Below are 18,519 nucleotides of genomic sequence, written 5' to 3' on the forward strand. Positions count from 1 at the left end.
AGATAACCGGCCGAAAATCTTCGGGCCGATGCCGCGGCGTAACCTGGGGGCATGAGCACTGCTTCCGCCCCTGAGCCGCGCGACCCGAAGGCCGCGCTGGTCTTCGACGACCCGCTCGAGCTGCAGTCCTCGGACGACACCGACGGAGGGTGGGGCGAGCGTCCGGCGACGACCGGCGACAGCGCGGCCGACCTGAAGCGCTTCCTGGACGAGAAGCCGCCCCACCACATCTGACCCACGCGGCGCCCCGGGCGGACCCGACAGCCGAGCCCGCCCGCCCCGCAGCCCCACGCCCCGCAGTCCGACGCCCCGCAGCCAGAGGCCACCCGGGCCGGCCCACGCCCAGCCGCTCGGCCCGGCCCGGCCCGGCGATCGGGTCCGCCGCGCGCCGCGCGCCCCCGCCGCTTCTACTGGCCGCGCCCGGCGGTCCGCTGGGTGACCAGCGTGTCGCGGATCTCCTTGAGCACTTCCAGCTCGCTGACCTCGACGATCTCCTTCGTGCCCTCCCGGGCTGCCTTGCGGTCGGCCTGGCGGGCCAGGTACTTCGCCATCGGCAGGAGCATCAGGAAGTAGACCACCGCGGCGGTGATCAGGAAGTTCAGCGTGGCGCCGAGGACGGAGCCCCACATGATGCGGATTCCCTCGACCTTCGTGCAGTTCGCGGTCAGGCAGGAGCTGTAGTTGTCCAGGCTCTGTGTGCCGATCGCCCCGACCACCGGGTTGATCACGCCCTTCACCACCGAGTTCACGATGTTGGTGAAGGCGGCGCCGATGACCACCGCTACTGCCAGATCGACGACGTTCCCGCGCATCAGGAAGGCTTTGAAGCCTTCCAGGACGCCGGGTACCTTCTTCTCGCTCACCTCGGGGCCTTTCCTCGTCCGTACGGCATGTGGAGTAAACCGCTCCGCAACCTACGGCAGGCCAAGGGAGGCATGTCCAATCCGGTAACTCGATCGTGCTACTTGACAAACGGTCGCACAGGCGCCGCACCACCCGGCTCATCCCACCGTCACCGCCAGCCGTGCCGTCGCGCTCGCCCCGACGAGACGCGCCGCCGTGGCCCGCGGGACCGACAGCACGACGAGGGCGCCGCCGCCGGTGACGTCGTCCGTGACCTCCGGCAGCCGGGCCACGCGCGCACCGCGGGCCACGACCCACGCACCGCGGCCGCCCGTACCTCCGCCGTCGCCGGTACCGCCTCCGCCGCCCGTACCGTCCTCGGCGGCGATGACGTCCACCCGGTCGCCGGGCCGCAGCAGGCGCACGGTGCCGGCGTCGGCAATTCGCACCGGTGCCGCCACCGTCCCGCCGGCCGCGCGGCCCGGCGCTGAAGGGGAAACTCCCGCGGGCGGGACCGGCTGGGCGGCGGACGGCCGTCCCGGCGGATGCCCGCGGACCCGGTCGGGCCCGGTGGTCTCCCGGGGCCCCGCCGCCACCAGCGCGGCCGCGGTGACGGCGAGACCGGCGGCGACGGCCCGCCTGCGGTGCCGGGCGAGCCGGTGCGCCAGGTGACGCACTCCACGCACCCGCACCGGTGCGAAGTGCGGCACCTCGCACGTGGGCGGCACATCGTCGCCGGGCGGACGCGGAACAGCGGGAGACGGAGCGGAGAGGACGGACACGGGACCACCACCTGCGGCGAGAAGTTCGGCTGACGACCCCACGATGAGGCCTCCGGCCGAAGCGCGCCGACGCCGGTGGACCACCGACCGGTTGTGGAAAACCCGCTCACCCGAACGAGACGTTCCGCCCCCCGAACCCGAAGGCCCGCCGCCCCTAGACCCGCCGCCGCCCCCAGACCCGCCCCCACCCCCTGGACCCGCTCCCGCCCCCAGACCCGCTCCCGCCCCCCGTCAAGCCAGTCAAGGCAGCAGGAACCCCGGATCCATCCCCCCGAGCGCCGACGTGCACAGACACTCCCGCTCCTCGTTCGCCGGCAGCGCCGCCACCGCGTCGAAGAGGACCCCCCGCATCCGGTCCACGTTGGCGGCGAACACCCGCAGGACCTCGTCGTGGGAGACGCCCTCGCCGGTCTCGGCGCCGGCGTCCAGGTCGGTGACCAGGGTGAGGGAGGTGTAGCAGAGCTCCAGCTCACGGGCGAGGGCCGCCTCCGGGTGGCCGGTCATGCCGACCACCGACCAGCCCTGCGCCTGGTGCCACAACGACTCGGCACGCGTCGAGAAGCGCGGCCCCTCGACGACGACGAGCGTCCCGCCGTCCACCGGCTCCCAGTCGCGGCCCCGCGCCGCCTTCAGCGCGACCGCGCGCCCGACGGGGCAGTACGGATCGGCCAGGGACACGTGCACGACGTTCGGGACGGTGCCGTCGGGCAGCGGCAACCCGTCGAAGTAGGAGTTGACCCGGGACTTCGTACGGTCCACGAGCTGATCGGGCACCAGCAGCGTGCCCGGCCCGTACTCGGGGCGCAGGCCGCCCACCGCGCACGGCCCGAGGACCTGGCGCACGCCGGCCGAGCGCAGCGCCCACAGGTTGGCGCGGTAGTTGATGCGATGGGGCGGCAGGTGGTGTCCGCGCCCGTGCCGGGGCAGGAACGCGACCCGGCGGCCGGCGATCTCCCCGAGGAAGAGGGAGTCGCTGGGCGGACCGTAGGGGGTGTCGACCTCGACCTCGGTCACGTCGTCCAGGAAGGAGTAGAAACCGGAGCCGCCGATCACGCCGATCTCTGCATGCGTCGCACTCGCCACGCCGGTCCCTGCCCTCGCCTTGTTCGCCATGCCCGCACCCTAACCGGCGGCGCACACGCCGAGGACCCCGCCGTCGGCCGACGGCGGGGTCCTGCGGGAAAGCGGTGGAGGAGTGGGCCTCAGGCAGCGGTGGTGCTGCTGCTCGAGGAGCCGCTGGAGCTCGACGAGGAGCCCGCGTCCGAGGAGGACGAGGAGGACGACGACGTGGAAGTCGACGTCGAAGTCGAAGAGGCCGACGACTTCGACGACGCCGGCGCGCTGCTCGAGGAGGAGCCGCGGCTGTCGTTGCGGTAGAAGCCGGAGCCCTTGAAGACGATGCCGACCGCGGAGAACACCTTCTTGAGGCGGCCCTGGCAGTTGGGGCACTCGGTCAGGGCGTCATCGGTGAACTTCTGCACCGCCTCGAGGCCCTCGCCGCACTCGGTGCACTGGTACTGGTAGGTGGGCACTGTCTTCCTCCTGGCACTCTCACTCGATGAGTGCTAACGACAAACCATAGTGACGTATTCCCGTGCGTCAGTCCACTGTCACCGGCACGCGGTGACCCACGCCACGTGCGACGGTACGGCCCCGGGCAGGCGCCGCCAGCCGCGAGCGCAGCGCCAGCAGGGTCACCAGGGCCAGCACCGTGCCGCCCATCGGCACCAGGAACCCGGCGCCGCCCCAGAAGTGGTCCTCCAGCTGCCCGGCGACCGTCACGGCCGCGGCCTGGCCGAGGGCGACCGCGCCGGTCAGCCAGGTGAAGGCCTCGGTGCGCGCCCCGGCCGGGACCAGGCTCTCGACGAGGGTGTAGCCGGTGATCAGGGCGGGCGCGATGCACATGCCGACGAGCAGCCCGAGGCCGGCGAGCAGCAGCGCCGAGTGCGCGGTCCACAGCGCGGACGCGGTGAGCGCGAGGGCGGTGTAGCCGATGACGAGGCGGCGCTGCGGGGCGACCTTCCAGGCGATGGCGCCGCAGACGACGCCGGAGATCATGTTGCCCGCGGCGAAGACGCCGTAGAGCACGCCGTTCAGGCCGGGCTCGCCGATCGACTCGGTGAAGGCGGCCAGCGACACCTGCATGCCGCCGAAGACGGAACCGATGCCCAGGAACGTCACGATCAGCACGCGCACGCCGGGCACGCGCAGGGCGGGCACGTGCTGCACGCGCGTGTGCTCGCCGCCGGCGTGGACCTGCGGCTGGGTGCTCTTCTGCGCGGCGAACAGCAGACCGCCGACCAGGGTCAGCGCGGCCTCCGTCACCAGACCGGCGGCGGGCGCCACCGCGGTGCACAGCGCGGTCGCCAGCAGCGGGCCGACCACGAAGGTCAGCTCGTCGGTGACGGACTCGAAGGCGGCGGCGGTGCTCATCAGGGGGGAGCCCTTGAGCTTCACACCCCAGCGGGCCCGCACCATGGGGCCGACCTGCGGCACCGAGGCACCCGTCGGCACGGCCGCCACGAACAGCGCCCACAGGGGGGCGTGCGCGAGAGCGAGCGCGGTGAAGGTGAGACCGGACAGGGAGTGCACGATCACACCGGGCAGCAGGACGGCGCGCTGGCCCAGGCGGTCGGCGAGGCGGCCGCTGTAGGGCGCGAACAGGGCCATCGACACGCCGGTGACGGCGGCCGCGGCGCCGGCCGCGCCGTAGGAGCCGGTGGTGTGCTGCACGAGCAGCACGATGGAGAGGGTCAGCATCGCGAACGGCTGGCGTGCCGCGAAGCCGGGGAGCAGGAAGGTCCAGGCGCCGCGGGTGCGCAGCAGCTGCCCGTAGCCCGGGCGGGCGGCAGTAGCCGCCTTCTTCTTCTCCGAGGTGACCGTGGACGCCACGGCCCGTGCCTTTCTGCCGCCTGGTAGCGCGGCCGCCTTGTAAGGGGCCGTGCGCCGAGAGCTGTCCTCTTGCGCGGACTGCGGTAGATGCCGGGCCCCACGGTGAGGGGCTGCACGGCCGCCATACGGTCGCGCCAGCTCTGCGTCAGGCAGAGTTGGTTCGATCAGGGGTGCGCCTTTATCGTACAGGGTTTCCGCCAGATGTCCCTGTGAAAACGAGCACCGTCAGCACCTCAGCCTGCGATTGCCGAGTTCTCGGCTTGGGCGCGTCACCGCTTGTCGTCGCCGGTCCCCAGCCAGTCGGCCAGCTTGCCGCCGTGGGCGACCGCGCGCAGCCGGCGCTCGGCCGCGTCGCGCACCGGGTCGGTGGTGACGACGAGCAGTTCGTCGCCGCGCCGCAGCACGGTCGTGGGCAGCGGCACGAAGGACGTTCCCTCGCGCACCACGAGGGTGACCGCGGCGCCCGGCGGCAGGCGCAGCTCGTTGACCTCGACGCCGTGCATCCTGGAGCCCGCGGGGATGTCCACGGACAGCAGGTGGCCGCGCAGCCGCTCCAGCGGCGCCGACTCGATGCCGAGGTCGGCGGTCTCCGTGTCGTCGCCGAGGCGCAGCAGCCGGGCGAGCCAGGGCAGGGTCGGGCCCTGGAGCAGGGTGTAGACGACGACCAGGACGAACACGATGTTGAAGACGCGGCGGCTGCCGGTGACGCCGTTCACCATCGGGATGGTCGCCAGGATGATGGGCACGGCGCCGCGCAGCCCCGCCCACGACATCAGCGTCTGTTCCCGCCAGGGCACCCGGAACGGTGTGAGGCACAGCAGGACGCTCAGGGGGCGGGCCAGCATGGTCAGCACCAGCCCGATGATCAGGGCGGGCCACACGTCGTCGCCCAGCTCGTGCGGGGTGACCAGGAGACCGAGCAGGACGAACATGCCGATCTGCGCGATCCAGCCGAGCCCTTCGGCGAAGCCCCGGGTGGCGGGCCAGTGCGGCAGCTTGGCGTTGCCCAGCAGCATCGAGGCGAGGTAGACGGCGAGGAATCCGCTGCCGTGGGCCAGGGCGCCCGCGGCGTACGCGGAGACCGCGATGGCCATGACGGCGATCGGGTACAGGCCGGAGGCGGGCAGGGCGACGTGCCTGAGGCCCCAGGAGCCGATCCAGCCGACCGCCAGTCCGACGGCCGCGCCGATGGCCAGTTCGAGGGCTATCTCGCCGACCAGGACGTACCAGTGCTCGACCGGGCCGGCCGTGGAGAAGGCGACGACCAGGATGACGACGGGGGCGTCGTTGAATCCGGACTCCGCCTCCAGCATGCCCGTCACGCGCGCGGGCAGCGGGATCCGGCGCAGGACGGAGAAGACCGCCGCCGCGTCGGTCGAGGACACCACCGCACCGATGATCAGTGCCTGCCGCCATTCCAGGCCGACGAGGTAGTGCGCGCCCGCCGCCGTCACGCCCACGCTCACCGCGACCCCGGCCAGCGCCAGCGCGGAGGCGGCCGGCAGGACGGGTTTGATCTCCTTCCACTTCGTGCCGAGTCCGCCCTCGGCCAGGATCACGACCAGGGCGGCGTACCCGATGACCTGGGTCATCGCGGCGCTGTTGAAGTGGATGTGCCCGATGCCGTCCTGGCCCATGAGGATGCCGATGCCCAGGTAGACGAGCAGGCTGGGCAGTCCGCTGCGCGAGGAGATCCGGACTGCCGCCACGGCGACGAGCAGGACGAGCGAGCAGACGAGCAGGAGCTGGTTGAGGTGGTGGACAGTCAGCGGCCGTTTCCTTCCTGCGATCTTCTGATTACTTCGTTACCTTACCTAACTCTTGACGATTTCTTGACGCTCGTCGGGGCAAGATCGATCGTCCGCCCCGGCTGGTTGCCGCCTCCGCGTCAAGTGCCATCGGGCCCTGCGCCTATGGTTGCTCCAGCGCTCAGTTAAAAGCACAGCCGAACCTGCCGCTCGCGTTAGGACAGCAAGGACAGCGATGCCCCCGAACACCACCGCCACAACGGGTGACAAGCCCGGCAAGTCCGGCAGGAAGAAGGGGCGCAAAGCCCGTCTTATCGTGCTCGTCCTGGTGCTGGCGGTCATCGGCGGCATCGGCTGGGGCGGGTACTGGTCCGTCAGCACCGTCCGGGCGTCCCTGCCGCAGACCAAGGGATCGATCACGCTGCAGGGCCTGTCGGGCCCCGTCGACGTCAAGCGCGACGGCTACGGCATCCCGCAGATCTACGCCTCCTCCGACGCGGACCTGTTCATGGCACAGGGCTTCGTCCAGGCGCAGGACCGGTTCTACGAGATGGACGTGCGCCGGCACATGACCTCCGGGCGCCTGTCGGAGATGTTCGGCAAGAGCCAGGTCGACAACGACGCCTTCCTGCGCACCCTGGGCTGGGACCGCGTCGCCCAGCAGGAGTACGACACCAAGCTGTCCGCCTCGACGAAGAAGTACCTCCAGGCGTACGCCAAGGGCGTCAACGCCTACCTGGCCGGCAAGGACGGCAAGGACATCTCCCTGGAGTACGCGGCGCTGGGCTTCAGCAACGACTACAAGCCCGCCCAGTGGACGCCGGTCGACTCCGTGGCGTGGCTGAAGGCGATGGCCTGGGACCTGCGCGGCAACATGCAGGACGAGATCGACCGCGCCCTGATGACCAGCCGCCTCGGCCCCCAGCAGATCGCCGACCTCTACCCGCAGTACCCCTACGACCGCAACAAGGCGATCGTCCAGGAGGGCGGGTACGACGAGCTGACCCACTCCTTCGAGCAGGGGAAAAGCAGCGGCAGCGGCAGCGCCACGGGCGGCTCCGGGTCCTCGCTGAACGGCACCGCAAGCGGCTCGGGGAGCGGCGCCGGCACCGGAACGGGCGCCGGCACCGGAACGGGCACCGGCACCTCCTCCGGCGCCGGCCTGCAGAGCCAGCTCACGGGCCTGTACAAGGTCCTGGACGACGTCCCCACGGCCGTCGGCGTCAACGGCAACGGCATCGGCTCCAACTCCTGGGTCGTCTCCGGCGACCACACCATCACCGGCAAGCCGCTGCTCGCCAACGACCCGCACCTGTCGGCCTCGCTGCCGTCCGTCTGGTACCAGATGGGCCTGCACTGCCGCAGCGTCTCCAGCGCCTGCCAGTACGACGTCACCGGCTACACCTTCGCCGGCATGCCCGGCGTGGTCATCGGCCACAACAAGGACATCGCCTGGGGCATGACCAACTCCGGCGTCGACGTCAGCGACCTGTACCTGGAGAAGGTCACCGGCGACGGCTACCTGTACGGCGGTAAGGTCAGGCCGTTCGCCACGCGCGAGGAGACCATCAAGGTCGCCGGCGGCGAGACCAAGAAGATCGTCGTCCGGCAGACCCAGGACGGCATGCCCCTGCTGTCCGACCGCGACGACGAACTGGTCAAGGTCGGCAAGAAGGCCACCGTCGACACCGCGGCGCCCGACCGCGGCGACGGTTACGCCATCGCCCTGAAGTGGACCGCGCTGCAGCCCGGCACCTCCATGGACGCCGTCTTCGCGATGGACCGGTCGACGGGCTGGAACGACTTCCGTGACGCGGCGAAGCTGTTCGACGTGCCGTCACAGAACCTGGTCTATGCCGACAGCAAGGGCGCCAAGGGCAACATCGGCTACCAGCTCCCCGGCAAGATCCCCACGCGCGGCAAGGGCGACGGCTCGCTCCCGTCCCCGGGCTGGGACCCGAAGTACCGCTGGACCGGCTACATCGACTTCGACAAGCTGCCCTACGAGTACAACCCCGAGCGCGGCTACGTCGTCACCGCCAACCAGGCCGTGGTCGACGCGGACAAGTACCCCTACACGCTGACCACCGACTGGGGCTACGGCACCCGCAGCCAGCGCATCGCCGACCTGATCGAGTCCAAGATCAAGGGCGGCGGCAAGATCTCCACCGACGACATGCGCCAGATGCAGCTCGACAACAGCAGCGAGATCGCCAAGCTGCTCGTGCCGGCGCTGCTGAAGATCGACGTCGGCGACAAGGACGTCCGCCAGGCGCAGGAATTGCTGGAGGGCTGGGACTACACCCAGGACGCCGACTCGGCGGCCGCCGCGTACTTCAACTCCGTGTGGCGCAACATCCTGAAGCTGGCCTTCGGCAACAAGCTGCCCAAGGAGCTGCGGGTCGAGGGCCAGTGCCTGTGGGTCGACCCGGTCAACACCACCGGCCCGGTCGACGACACCGACAAGGTGCGCGAGTGCGGTCAGCGCGACGCCGACCAGGCGCAGCCCGACGGCGGCGACCGCTGGTTCGAGGTCGTGCGCACCCTGATGGACAAGCCGGACAGCGACTGGTGGAAGACGCCGAGGTCGGGCACGCGCCCCGCGGCGCACAACCGCGACGAGCTGTTCAAGCGGGCCATGATCGACGCCCGCTGGGAGCTGACCGCCAAGCTCGGCAAGGACATCGACACCTGGAGCTGGGGCCGGCTGCACCGCCTGTTCCTGAAGAACCAGACACTCGGCACCGAGGGCCCCGGCATCCTCAAGTACGTCCTCAACCGTGGCCCGTGGAAGCTCAGCGGCGGCGAGGCGGCGGTCAACGCCACCGGCTGGAACGCCGCCGGCGGCTACGGCGTCGTCTGGGTGCCGTCGATGCGGATGGTGGTCAACCTCGACAATCTCGACAAGTCGCGGTGGATCAACCTCTCCGGCGCCTCCGGCCACGCCTACAGCGCCCACTACACCGACCAGACGGACAAGTGGGCCCAGGGCGAACTGCTGCCGTGGTCGTTCTCACCCGACGCGGTCGACAAGAGCACCAGCGACACGCTCGTGCTGAGGCCGTGACCGGCTGAGCACAGGCGAAGGGCCCTCCACGCGCGCGTGGAGGGCCCTTCGGCGTGTGCGGGTCAGGGCGCGAAGAAGCGGCGCACCCCGGACGGGGTGACCACCGCGTGCACCGGCCGGTCGTGCGGCTCCTTGGGCACGCGCGCGACGACCTCCGCGTCGTACAGCAGCACCACCAGCGCCGGCCGGGCGCCGGCGCGTTCCAGCCGTGCGAGCACCCGGTCGTAGGACCCGCCGCCGCGTCCCAGGCGCATCCCGCGCGCGTCGACCGCGAGCCCCGGCAGCAGCACGACGTCGGCTCCGGTCACCGCCTGCGGGCCGAGCCGCTCCCCGGCGGGTTCCAACAGCGCCATCTTCCCGCCATGTTGCACGCGCGTGAGGGAGTCCCCGCCGGTGTACTCGCCCCAGTCCAGGTCGTTGTCGTCGAGCAGCGCGGGAAGCAGGACGCGCACGCCCCGCGCGCGCAGCGTGTCCAGCAGCGCGAGTGTGCCGGGTTCGGTGCCCACGGAGACGTACGCCGCGACCGTGCGCGCGTGCGCCAGCTCCGGCAGGTCCAGGGCGCGTTCGGCGAGGGCGGACGCGGCATACGTCACATCGGCCGGGGTCAGGGCGTCCCTCGCCGCCAGGAAACGCCGCCGTACGGCTCGTTTGCCGCTCTCCATGCCCGGCCCGATTTCGCCCACTTGTCGCTCCCGTACCGTTCTCTTCTGCTCATATGAGCGCTCATGTCCGGGAGTCGCGGGAGGGCCCTCGCACACCGGTTAAGGTGGCGGGCATGACCCAGTCGCACCCCAGGATCAACAAGGCTGTCATCCCCGCGGCAGGCCTCGGTACCCGGTTCCTGCCGGCCACCAAGGCCACGCCCAAGGAGATGCTGCCGGTGGTCGACAAGCCGGCGATCCAGTATGTGGTCGAGGAGGCCGTCACCGCGGGCCTCGACGACGTCCTGATGATCACGGGCCGCAACAAGCGCCCGCTCGAGGACCACTTCGACCGCAACTACGAGCTCGAGTCCGCCCTCGCGGCGAAGGGCGACCGGGAGCGGCTCGCGAAGGTGCAGGAGTCCAGCGACCTGGCGACCATGCACTACGTGCGCCAGGGGGACCCCAGGGGTCTCGGCCACGCCGTGCTGTGCGCCGCCCCGCACGTCGGCCAGGAGCCGTTCGCCGTCCTCCTCGGCGACGACCTGATCGACCCGCGCGACCCGCTGCTGCAGCGGATGATCGAGGTCCAGGAGCAGCGCGGCGGCAGCGTGATCGCCCTCATGGAGGTCGCGCCCGAGCAGGTCCACCTCTACGGCTGCGCCGCCGTCGAGGCCACCGAGGACGGCGACGTCGTCAAGGTGACCGGCCTGGTGGAGAAGCCCGACCCGGCCGACGCCCCGTCGAACTACGCGATCATCGGCCGTTACGTGCTCGACCCCGGCATCTTCGGCATACTCCGCACCACCGAGCCGGGCCGCGGCGGCGAGATCCAGCTCACCGACGCCCTGCAGCAGCTCGCCGAGGACGAGAAGGCCGCCGGCCCCGTGCACGGCGTCGTCTTCAAGGGCCGCCGCTACGACACCGGCGACCGCGGCGACTTCCTGCGGGCCATTGTCAGACTGGCGTGCGAACGTGAGGACCTGGGCCCGGACTTCCGGACCTGGCTCCGCAGTTACGTCACCGAGGAGATGTAGCCACCTTGAGCAGCGCCGCCTCCCGCACCCCGGGCCCCGACCACCTGTGGTCGGTGGACGAGCACCTGGAGGACATCCTCACCACCGTGCGCCCCCTGGAGCCGATCGAGCTGCAGCTGCTCGACGCCCAGGGCTGCGTACTGGTCGAGGACGTCCCGGTGCCGCTGTCCCTGCCGCCCTTCGACAACAGTTCGATGGACGGCTACGCGGTGCGGGTCGCGGACGTGGCGGGCGCGAGCGAGGAGTTCCCGGCGGTCCTGGAGGTCGTCGGGGACGTCGCGGCGGGCCAGGCCGACCTGCTGCATGTGGGCCCCGGCCAGGCCGCCCGCATCATGACCGGCGCCCCGCTGCCGCCCGGCGCGGAGGCCGTCGTCCCCGTGGAGTGGACCGACGGCGGACTCGGCGAGGGCCCCGTGACCGGCATGCGCGCGCGGGCGCTGGCCCCGGAGGGCGCCGAGGGGCACGTACGCGTGTACCGGCCCGCTAAGGCACGCGCGCACGTACGCGCGGCCGGCAGCGACGTCAAGGCCGGCGACCGCGCTCTTGCGGCGGGCACCGTGCTCGGCCCGCCGCAGATCGCCCTGCTCGCCGCGATCGGCCGCGGCACGGTCCGGGTCCGCCCGCGCCCCCGCGTGGTCGTGATGTCCACCGGCAGCGAACTGGTCCAGCCCGGCGAGCAACTGGCGCCCGGTCAGATCTACGACTCCAACAGCTTCGCCCTCACCGCCGCCGCCCGCGACGCCGGCGCCATCGCCTACCGGGTGGGCGCCGTCGCCGACGACGCCGAGACGCTGCGCTCCACCATCGAGGACCAGTTGGTGCGCGCCGACCTCATGGTGACCACGGGCGGGGTGAGCGTCGGGGCGTACGACGTCGTCAAGGAGGCGCTGTCGCACGTCGGCGACGAGGACGAGGCGGGCGGCGGTGTGGAGTTCCGCAAGCTCGCCATGCAGCCCGGCAAGCCCCAGGGCTTCGGCTCGATCGGCCCCGACCACACCCCGCTGCTCGCGCTGCCGGGCAACCCGGTGTCGTCGTACGTCTCCTTCGAGCTGTTCGTGCGGCCCGCCATCCGCACCCTGATGGGACTTCAGGACGTGCACCGGCCGAAGGCGACGGCGACGCTGTCCGCCGACAGGCCGCTCACCTCCGCCAAGGGCCGCCGGCAGTTCCTGCGCGGCGTCCACACCGACGGCACGGTCACCCCGGTGGGCGGCTCCGGATCGCATCTGATCGCGGCTCTCGCGCAGGCCAACGCCCTGATCGTGGTGCCCGAGGATGTCGAGTCCGTCGCGCCCGGCAGCGAGATCGAAGTCGTCCTGCTCGGCTGAGTGCTCCCGGCCCGAGGTACGGTGTCGCGCACAACACAGGCCCGCGCGCCGCAATGCGCCGGGCCCGGACCGGGAGCGCCACCACCATGACTGTGCCCAACCGGGGGGAGACCCCCGGACAGCCCGTGCAGGACCGTCTGACGCACATCGACGACGCGGGTGCCGCCCGCATGGTCGACGTGTCGGGGAAGGACGTGACCGCGCGCACGGCTCGCGCCAGCGGCCGCGTCCTCGTCTCGCCCCGCGTGGTCGAGCTGCTGCGCGGCGAGGGTGTCCCCAAGGGGGACGCCCTGGCCACCGCGCGGATCGCCGGGATCATGGGAGCCAAGCGCACCCCCGACCTGATCCCGCTGTGCCACCCGCTCGCGGTGTCCGGTGTGAAACTGGACCTGTCGGTCGCGGACGACGCCGTGGAGATCTCGGCCACAGTGAAGACGACGGATCGTACGGGCGTCGAGATGGAGGCCCTCACCGCGGTCTCCGTCGCCGCGCTCACCGTGATCGACATGGTCAAGGCGGTCGACAAGGGAGCGGTCATCACGGACGTGCGGGTGGAGCACAAGACAGGCGGCAAGTCCGGCGACTGGAGCAGGGCATGAGCTACCGGGCCCTGGTCGTGACGGCCTCCAACCGGGCCGCCGCCGGTGTGTACGAGGACCGGGGCGGGCCATTGATCACCGATGCCCTCGAGCGCCTCGGTTTCGACGTCGACGGCCCGCGCGTGGTGCCCGACGGCGACCCGGTGCGCGACGCCCTGCGGGCCGGCGCCGAGGACGGCTACGACGTCGTCGTGACCACCGGCGGCACCGGACTCTCGCCCACCGACCGCACCCCGGAGGCCACGCGTGCGGTGATCGACTACGAGGTGCCGGGCATCGCGGAGGCGATCCGCGCGTTCGGCCGGGACAAGGTGGCGACGGCGGCGCTGTCGCGGGGACTGGCCGGTGTCGCCGGGCGGACCCTGATGGTCAACCTGCCGGGGTCGACGGGCGGCGTGAAGGACGGCCTGGCCGTGCTGGAGCCGCTGCTGGTGCACGCCGTCGACCAGATCCGCGGCGGCGACCACCCCAGACCCGGCGCCGGACAAGGGGGTGCGAGCTGAACGGCTCGACCTGGCCCGCGGTGCTGGCCGAGGGGGATGTCGTCCTGCGGCCCATAAGGATGCGCGACCAGAGCGCCTGGCGCGAGGTCAACCGGCGCAACCGGGACTGGCTGCGGCCGTGGGAGGCGACCATCCCGCCGCCCACGCCGACCGGGCCGATCGCGCACCGGCCGACCTACCGGCAGATGGTGCGGCACCTGCGCCGCGAGGCGCGCGCGGGCCGGATGCTGCCGTTCGTCGTCGAGTACCAGGGGCGGCTGGTCGGGCAGTTGACGGTCGCCGGGATCACCTGGGGATCGATGTGCTCGGGTCACGTCGGCTACTGGGTGGACGAGTCGGTGGCCGGCCGTGGCGTGATGCCGACGGCCGTGGCGCTCGCCGTCGACCACTGTTTCCGGAACGTGGGTCTGCACCGTATCGAGGTGTGCATTCGCCCGGAGAACGGGCCCAGCCGCCGGGTGGTGGAGAAACTCGGATTCCGCGAGGAGGGGCTGCGGCCCCGCTATCTGCACATCGACGGCGCCTGGCGCGACCATCTCGTCTTCGCGCTGACGGCCGAGGAAGTGCCGGAGGGCCTGCTGGCCCGCTGGCAGCGCACCCGGACACGGAACGGCACGTCGCACCGCTCGCAGAACAGCCCGGGGAATCACGGCTAGGAAATTGAATATGTGTTCGAAATTGATCGGCTCGTGACCGTCTCGGGCGGTGAATTCCGGGTCGCGGTGGCCCGCTGATCGCATCGGTCACAAAAAAAGTTCGAAATATCAGCCAGATCGTGCGACACACCGGCTCAATTGGCGGATGGCCTCGCGCAAACCCCTCTACCGTGTGAGACGTGAGCAGCAGCGGCCTCATCTACGCAGTCATTGTCGGGGCCTGGGCCGCCTACTTGGTGCCGATGTGGCTCCGTAGGCAGGACGAGCTGAACGAGGCCCGTCCGACGGAACGCTTCAGCACCGCCATCCGGTTGCTGTCCGGACGGGCGGGCATGGAGCGCCGATACGCCAAGGACCTGCGGGCGCGCTCCGCCGACGAGGAGGAGCCCGACCTCGCCGCCCCGGACGCCGTCACCGACACGGTCGACGTCCGGGCCTTCGCCGTACCCCCGGCCCGCCCGCACACCCAGCAGGCGGCCCGGGCGCAGGCGTACGAGTACGACGTACCGGAGTACGAGCCGGAGAGTGAGACGGTGCACGAGCCCGCGCCCGCACCGGCGCGCGCCCGGGTGCCGGAAGCCCGGCGCGCGCCCTCCGCTCAGACGGCCGCCGCGCGCGCCCAGCGCATGAAGGTGCTCGCCCGTCGCCGTCGCACCACCGTGCTGCTCTTCCTCGCCTTCACCCTCGGCGCGATCGTCGCCGCGGTCGGCGGGCTCGCCCTCCTGTGGGCGCCCGGCGTGCCCGCCGTGATGCTCAGCGCGTACATCGTCTACCTGCGCCGGCAGGAGCGTCGCCGCTTCGCCTACCAGATGGACCGCCGCATGGCCGAGGTCGCCGCCCAGCGACTGCGCGAACGCCAGCCACGCCGGCGCACGCCCGTCGGCACCGGCGCGCCCGCCGACGCCGAGGAGCCCCACGTAGGCCACGACACCGCCACCGACCCCGGACTGTCGGCGCTCGCCGCCGACCGGCGCGCGCTGGTCGAGCAGACCGACCACGCCGAATGGGTCGACCAGCAGCGCGAACGGCAGCGGCGGCCCGGTCACGGCGACAGCTGGGACCCGGTGCCGGTGCCCCTCCCCACCTACGTCACCGCCCCGGTCGCCCCGCGCGCCACCGCGGACGTCGACCTCGGCGCCCCGGACGCGTGGAGCTCAGCACGCTCCAGCGCGGTCGCTCCGGAACCGGCGGCCGAGGAGCCCGGCGCGGACGACGCGTCCTGCGGCGCGGAGGACCGGCCGGCGGCCGACGACCGCAGCGACGCGCGCCGCGCGGCCTCCGCACGCCGGGCGCGCGAGCGCGGCCGCACCCCCCTCTTCGACCAGTACGAGGACGGCGACCGGCCGCGCGCGGCCAACGAGTGACCCCGGCGTTCGCCCTGCCGGGAGCGGATTTCCGAGCACGCCGCGGGGGATGCTAAAGTTTCACTCGTTGCAAGGGCCTGTGGCGCAGTCCGGTAGCGCACCTCGTTCGCATCGAGGGGGCCAGGGGTTCAAATCCCCTCAGGTCCACGCAGCTCAAAGCCCCGGTTGGGATCTCCCGACCGGGGCTTTGACGTGTCGTACAGCAGCGAAGTACAGCAACTACTTCGGAGCTTGCTTCCCGAGATGCTTGCCCAGCTTCCGCAGTGCGCGGCGGGTCGCCTCGGACGGAACGTGCGTGTACACCTCCATGGTCACTGCGATCTTGCTGTGACGAAGGATCTGCATGGCGACGCGAGGGTGTACGTCCAGGGCGGCCAGCAGCGAGCCGCAGGTGTGCCGGGTGTCGTGCAGCCGGATTCGACGGACGCCGGCGCGGGCGGAGCGGTCCATGAACCGGCGGTTGAAGTTCCTTGGTTCGAACGGCGTGCCATAGCGAGTGGTGAAGACGAAGTCGTTGGCCGTCCACAGCTCACCGGCCGCCTGCCTGGAAAGCTCCTGCTCTTTCCGTCGCAGCTGGAGGGCCGTGACGCAGATCTCAGGAAGCGGGAGCGTCGCCGTCGACGCCTCGGTCTTGGTCTCGTCATGAACCAAGCGCCGGTTGATCCGCTGTAGCTGCATCTGCACCGTGATCTCGCCCGCGTCCAGGTTGACGTGTTCCCAGGTGAGCCCGAGTACCTCACCACGCCGGAAGCCCAGAACCAGGATCAGCACGTAGGCCGCGTACAGCGGGTCATGGGCCGCACTCGCCGCCTCAAGGAACTGCCTAGCCTCTTCGACGGACCACGGGTGCCGCTTCGTCTTCCGAGCCGACCGGACCTTGACCAGGGCCGCGACGTTCTTCGAGATCAGTTCCTCTGTCATCGCGTTGGTCAGCGCCGACCGCAGAACGGCGCGCGCGTCTTGGACCGTGCGACGGGAGGGGAGCCGCTCGCAGCATTGGCCGGCGGCGCAGCAACGCGGAGTGTCCCGCTTGGCGTCGAGGCCCTGAGCGCAGCACTGGCACTGTTCCAGTAGGCCGTTCACCCAGTTCCGCACATCCCGCACGGTGAGCTTGTCGAGCCGCTTCGAACCCAGGCCCGGGACGATGTAGAGCCGGACGTGCATCGCGTAGGTCTCGGCCGTCTTGGGCTTGAGGTCAGGTTCCACGACCTCCTTGAGCCACCGGGCCAGGTACTGAGCCAGCGTCGGCGTGGACGTGGCTACCGGCCCCTCCTTGGCCTCAGCGTGGAGTTTGATCCACTTGTCGTGGACCTCCTCACGAGTCTTGCCGTAGACGTACTTGCGCTTGCGCTTGCCTTCCGGGGTGTCGACCCAGACGTACGCGGCAAAGCCGTTCTTGTACGGGTAGATCGAGCCCTCTCCGTTGCCGCGCTTCCCGGTCATGCGGACACCACCTCAGCCTGGGCTGCGACGTGCTGAACGTACTCATCCACCCAGGCCGGGAGGATGCGCCGGTTGCGACCGATCTTGACGGAACGGATCTCCCCGGTGAGGACGAGCATCTTGGTCTTGGACAGGCCGAAGCCGAGCATCTCGGCTACTTCCGCCGTGGTGTACCACTTGCGCGTGATCACAGCCGTGGTCATGCTGCGGCTTCCTCCCATTCGAGTTGGTCTTGCAGGGCTTCGCGTGCTGTTTCTCGGTTCAGTCGGATCTCCTTTGCGATGGTGGCGGCGAGCCAGGATTCGCCGGGGGTGTGGCCTTGTCCGGCGTAGGTCCAGTGGGCGAGCACGAGCGTGGAGCCCTCCGCGTCGTCGAGGTCTTCGGAGAGCCCGCGTTCACGGCGTTCCTGTCGGGCGCGGTAGTCGGCGCGCACCTGGCGGAGGGCGCCGAGGGTGGTGGAGTAGCGACGGGACTTGGTGGAGAAGTGGCCGCGGAAGCCGAGCATGTGAGCCCAGCGCCACAGCAGCCGCTCGGGGTAGGCGTCATCGAGCGCCCGGCAGGCTTTGATCAGACGGCGGGCGTGGTCGGGTACGGACAGCTTGTCGAGTTCCGACAGCTCCCCGATGCGGCTGTCTACGGTGCCGGTGGTCTCGGCGGCTTTGGTCGCGTACTTGGCGACGTAGGAGGCCACGGCCTGTTCGGTCAGCTCCTCATGCCCGAGTGCGCCGATGGGTTGTACGTCGACCTGGGCGCCCCACCGCAACGTGCGGGCGGGGAAAGCGCCGGCGGGAGGGACGGGCACGGTGACCCGGACGGCAGCGGCACGGATCGCGTCGTCGAGGAGGGCGACGGTGGCCCAGGCGGGGGGCGTGGAGTCGGGACCGGTCGGGCCGTCGAGCCGAATCACGGCGTGGAAGTGGACGGAGCCGCGTTTCTGGAACTCTGCGACTTTGCCGAAGGAGACCCGGCACACCTCCTTCATGGCCGTCTGGGACAGGCCCGCGCGGGCGGCAATCTCGCGGCGCAGGTAGATCGTGAAGCGCCGCCACAGGTCCCCGGCGTGGTTGTTCCACAGCACCGCACCGGCGTAGTCGTACGTCTCCGTGTCCAAGGCCGTGCCAAGGGCGGGATCGCCCTCGCCGTGGCGAGCCCCGCAGCGGCAGCGGCCGGAGTCGGGCCGGTTGTGGACCGGGCCGAACGAGGGGGCGGTGAGGGTCGCGAAGACGCGGGGGTGATCCCGGACGGTGGCGGGTACGTCCTTGCGTTCGTCTCCGGTGATCCCGGCCCGGATCAGGTGGTAGGTGTCCCCGGCGTAGGTCCAGGCGCAGGCAGGGCAGCGGGAGGCTCGCCGGTTGCCGCAGGCGACCCGGAGCATCCCACCCGGCTCCTGCTCGGTGCTGTACGAGTAGAGCACGTCGCCGGTCGCGCGGTCGCGGGTGACGGTCTGCCCGCGAAGGCGGATGGGGTTAGAGCAGCCGCCGGTACGGCGGATCTGTTCCTCCCAGCGGTCGAAGCCGGGCGCGTTCGCCACTCGGAGCAGGTCGGCCAGGGTGATGGGGTCGGTGCCCAGGGAGGCCGCAGCACCAGCCACGGCCTCGGGGGCGACGGGGAAGGCG

18 protein-coding genes and 1 tRNA gene are annotated in these 18,519 nt (G+C 71.3%); 9 read left to right on the forward strand and 10 right to left on the reverse strand.

Annotation, left to right across the window (positions count from 1 at the left end; all coding sequences use genetic code 11):
- Positions 1-51: 51 nt before the first annotated feature.
- Positions 52-234: a hypothetical protein gene (locus AC0B9F_RS19470; protein ID WP_471186638.1), complete on the forward strand. Its 183-nt coding sequence runs from the start codon at positions 52-54 to the stop codon at positions 232-234.
- Between the two features lie 173 nt (positions 235-407).
- Here AC0B9F_RS19470 and mscL read toward each other — a convergent pair whose 3' ends face one another.
- From mscL to AC0B9F_RS19500, 6 genes are all read right to left on the reverse strand, one after another.
- Positions 408-863: a large conductance mechanosensitive channel protein MscL gene (mscL, locus tag AC0B9F_RS19475; protein ID WP_472004178.1), complete on the reverse strand. Its 456-nt coding sequence runs from the start codon at positions 861-863 to the stop codon at positions 408-410.
- A 138-nt stretch (positions 864-1,001) separates the two neighbouring features.
- The gene (locus AC0B9F_RS19480; protein ID WP_472004181.1) at positions 1,002-1,625 is read right to left on the reverse strand and encodes a hypothetical protein; all 624 of its coding nucleotides are present in this window, start codon (positions 1,623-1,625) and stop codon (positions 1,002-1,004) included.
- Positions 1,626-1,865: 240 nt separating this feature from the next.
- Positions 1,866-2,738, reverse strand: a complete 873-nt coding sequence (locus AC0B9F_RS19485) for an S-methyl-5'-thioadenosine phosphorylase (protein ID WP_472004183.1) — start codon at positions 2,736-2,738, stop codon at positions 1,866-1,868.
- An 89-nt stretch (positions 2,739-2,827) separates the two neighbouring features.
- Positions 2,828-3,157, reverse strand: a complete 330-nt coding sequence (locus tag AC0B9F_RS19490) for an FmdB family zinc ribbon protein (protein WP_472004185.1) — start codon at positions 3,155-3,157, stop codon at positions 2,828-2,830.
- A 67-nt stretch (positions 3,158-3,224) separates the two neighbouring features.
- Positions 3,225-4,517: an MFS transporter gene (locus AC0B9F_RS19495; RefSeq protein WP_472004187.1), complete on the reverse strand. Its 1,293-nt coding sequence runs from the start codon at positions 4,515-4,517 to the stop codon at positions 3,225-3,227.
- Between the two features lie 269 nt (positions 4,518-4,786).
- A complete protein-coding gene (locus AC0B9F_RS19500) occupies positions 4,787-6,307 on the reverse strand; it encodes a potassium/proton antiporter (protein ID WP_472004572.1) in 1,521 nt (506 codons plus the stop codon).
- Positions 6,308-6,500: 193 nt separating this feature from the next.
- Here AC0B9F_RS19500 and AC0B9F_RS19505 point away from each other — a divergent pair, with 193 nt between their 5' ends.
- A complete protein-coding gene (locus AC0B9F_RS19505; RefSeq protein ID WP_472004189.1) occupies positions 6,501-9,332 on the forward strand; it encodes a penicillin acylase family protein in 2,832 nt (943 codons plus the stop codon).
- A 62-nt stretch (positions 9,333-9,394) separates the two neighbouring features.
- On the opposite strand, the gene AC0B9F_RS19510 is transcribed toward AC0B9F_RS19505, so the two are convergent.
- Positions 9,395-9,994: a 5-formyltetrahydrofolate cyclo-ligase gene (locus AC0B9F_RS19510; RefSeq protein WP_472004574.1), complete on the reverse strand. Its 600-nt coding sequence runs from the start codon at positions 9,992-9,994 to the stop codon at positions 9,395-9,397.
- A gap of 113 nt (positions 9,995-10,107) precedes the next feature.
- Here AC0B9F_RS19510 and galU point away from each other — a divergent pair, with 113 nt between their 5' ends.
- The 7 genes from galU to AC0B9F_RS19545 all read left to right on the forward strand — a co-directional run bounded on the left by galU (position 10,108) and on the right by AC0B9F_RS19545 (position 15,607).
- Complete coding sequence (gene galU / locus AC0B9F_RS19515; RefSeq protein ID WP_472004191.1) at positions 10,108-11,010, forward strand: UTP--glucose-1-phosphate uridylyltransferase GalU; 903 nt, start codon at positions 10,108-10,110, stop codon at positions 11,008-11,010.
- A gap of 5 nt (positions 11,011-11,015) precedes the next feature.
- Positions 11,016-12,338: a molybdotransferase-like divisome protein Glp gene (glp, locus tag AC0B9F_RS19520; RefSeq protein ID WP_472004193.1), complete on the forward strand. Its 1,323-nt coding sequence runs from the start codon at positions 11,016-11,018 to the stop codon at positions 12,336-12,338.
- An 86-nt stretch (positions 12,339-12,424) separates the two neighbouring features.
- The gene (moaC, locus tag AC0B9F_RS19525) at positions 12,425-12,937 is read left to right on the forward strand and encodes a cyclic pyranopterin monophosphate synthase MoaC (RefSeq protein WP_361628239.1); all 513 of its coding nucleotides are present in this window, start codon (positions 12,425-12,427) and stop codon (positions 12,935-12,937) included.
- The gene (locus AC0B9F_RS19530) at positions 12,934-13,440 is read left to right on the forward strand and encodes a MogA/MoaB family molybdenum cofactor biosynthesis protein (protein WP_472004195.1); all 507 of its coding nucleotides are present in this window, start codon (positions 12,934-12,936) and stop codon (positions 13,438-13,440) included. Before moaC ends, AC0B9F_RS19530 begins: the two co-directional genes overlap by 4 nt.
- Before the next feature lie 20 nt (positions 13,441-13,460).
- Positions 13,461-14,096: a GNAT family N-acetyltransferase gene (locus tag AC0B9F_RS19535; RefSeq protein ID WP_472004197.1), complete on the forward strand. Its 636-nt coding sequence runs from the start codon at positions 13,461-13,463 to the stop codon at positions 14,094-14,096.
- A gap of 179 nt (positions 14,097-14,275) precedes the next feature.
- Positions 14,276-15,460 carry a divisome protein SepX/GlpR gene (gene sepX / locus AC0B9F_RS19540; protein WP_472004199.1) on the forward strand — a complete coding sequence of 395 codons (1,185 nt, stop codon included), beginning with the start codon at positions 14,276-14,278 and terminating at the stop codon, positions 15,458-15,460.
- A 73-nt stretch (positions 15,461-15,533) separates the two neighbouring features.
- Positions 15,534-15,607: transfer RNA gene (locus tag AC0B9F_RS19545), tRNA-Ala, on the forward strand.
- A 72-nt stretch (positions 15,608-15,679) separates the two neighbouring features.
- Here the strand turns inward: AC0B9F_RS19545 and AC0B9F_RS19550 are convergent.
- Genes AC0B9F_RS19550 through repSA form a run of 3 tightly spaced genes read right to left on the reverse strand, consistent with a single transcriptional unit; the run spans position 15,680 to position 18,494 of the window.
- Positions 15,680-16,903, reverse strand: a complete 1,224-nt coding sequence (locus AC0B9F_RS19550; RefSeq protein ID WP_472004200.1) for a site-specific integrase — start codon at positions 16,901-16,903, stop codon at positions 15,680-15,682.
- On the reverse strand, positions 16,900-17,106 hold the full coding sequence (locus tag AC0B9F_RS19555; RefSeq protein ID WP_472004201.1) for a helix-turn-helix domain-containing protein: 207 nt from the start codon (positions 17,104-17,106) through the stop codon (positions 16,900-16,902). Before AC0B9F_RS19555 ends, AC0B9F_RS19550 begins: the two co-directional genes overlap by 4 nt.
- The gene (gene repSA / locus AC0B9F_RS19560) at positions 17,103-18,494 is read right to left on the reverse strand and encodes a replication initiator protein RepSA (protein ID WP_472004576.1); all 1,392 of its coding nucleotides are present in this window, start codon (positions 18,492-18,494) and stop codon (positions 17,103-17,105) included. The genes AC0B9F_RS19555 and repSA overlap by 4 nt, the downstream gene beginning before the upstream one ends.
- Between the last annotated feature and the right edge of the window lie 25 nt (positions 18,495-18,519).

The sequence above is a fragment of the Streptomyces sp. NPDC097129 genome (assembly GCF_055668065.1).

What these genes read in the sequence shown, in the direction of transcription:
- AC0B9F_RS19470 (WP_471186638.1), top strand. Translation starts at nt 52, where the DNA reads ATGAGCACTGCTTCCGCCCCTGAGCCGCGCGACCCGAAGGCCGCGCTG.
- AC0B9F_RS19485 (WP_472004183.1), bottom strand. Translation starts at nt 2,738, where the DNA reads ATGGCGAACAAGGCGAGGGCAGGGACCGGCGTGGCGAGTGCGACGCAT.
- AC0B9F_RS19505 (WP_472004189.1), top strand. Translation starts at nt 6,501, where the DNA reads ATGCCCCCGAACACCACCGCCACAACGGGTGACAAGCCCGGCAAGTCC.
- AC0B9F_RS19510 (WP_472004574.1), bottom strand. Translation starts at nt 9,994, where the DNA reads ATGGAGAGCGGCAAACGAGCCGTACGGCGGCGTTTCCTGGCGGCGAGG.
- galU (WP_472004191.1), top strand. Translation starts at nt 10,108, where the DNA reads ATGACCCAGTCGCACCCCAGGATCAACAAGGCTGTCATCCCCGCGGCA.
- moaC (WP_361628239.1), top strand. Translation starts at nt 12,425, where the DNA reads ATGACTGTGCCCAACCGGGGGGAGACCCCCGGACAGCCCGTGCAGGAC.
- AC0B9F_RS19530 (WP_472004195.1), top strand. Translation starts at nt 12,934, where the DNA reads ATGAGCTACCGGGCCCTGGTCGTGACGGCCTCCAACCGGGCCGCCGCC.
- AC0B9F_RS19550 (WP_472004200.1), bottom strand. Translation starts at nt 16,903, where the DNA reads ATGACCGGGAAGCGCGGCAACGGAGAGGGCTCGATCTACCCGTACAAG.
- AC0B9F_RS19555 (WP_472004201.1), bottom strand. Translation starts at nt 17,106, where the DNA reads ATGACCACGGCTGTGATCACGCGCAAGTGGTACACCACGGCGGAAGTA.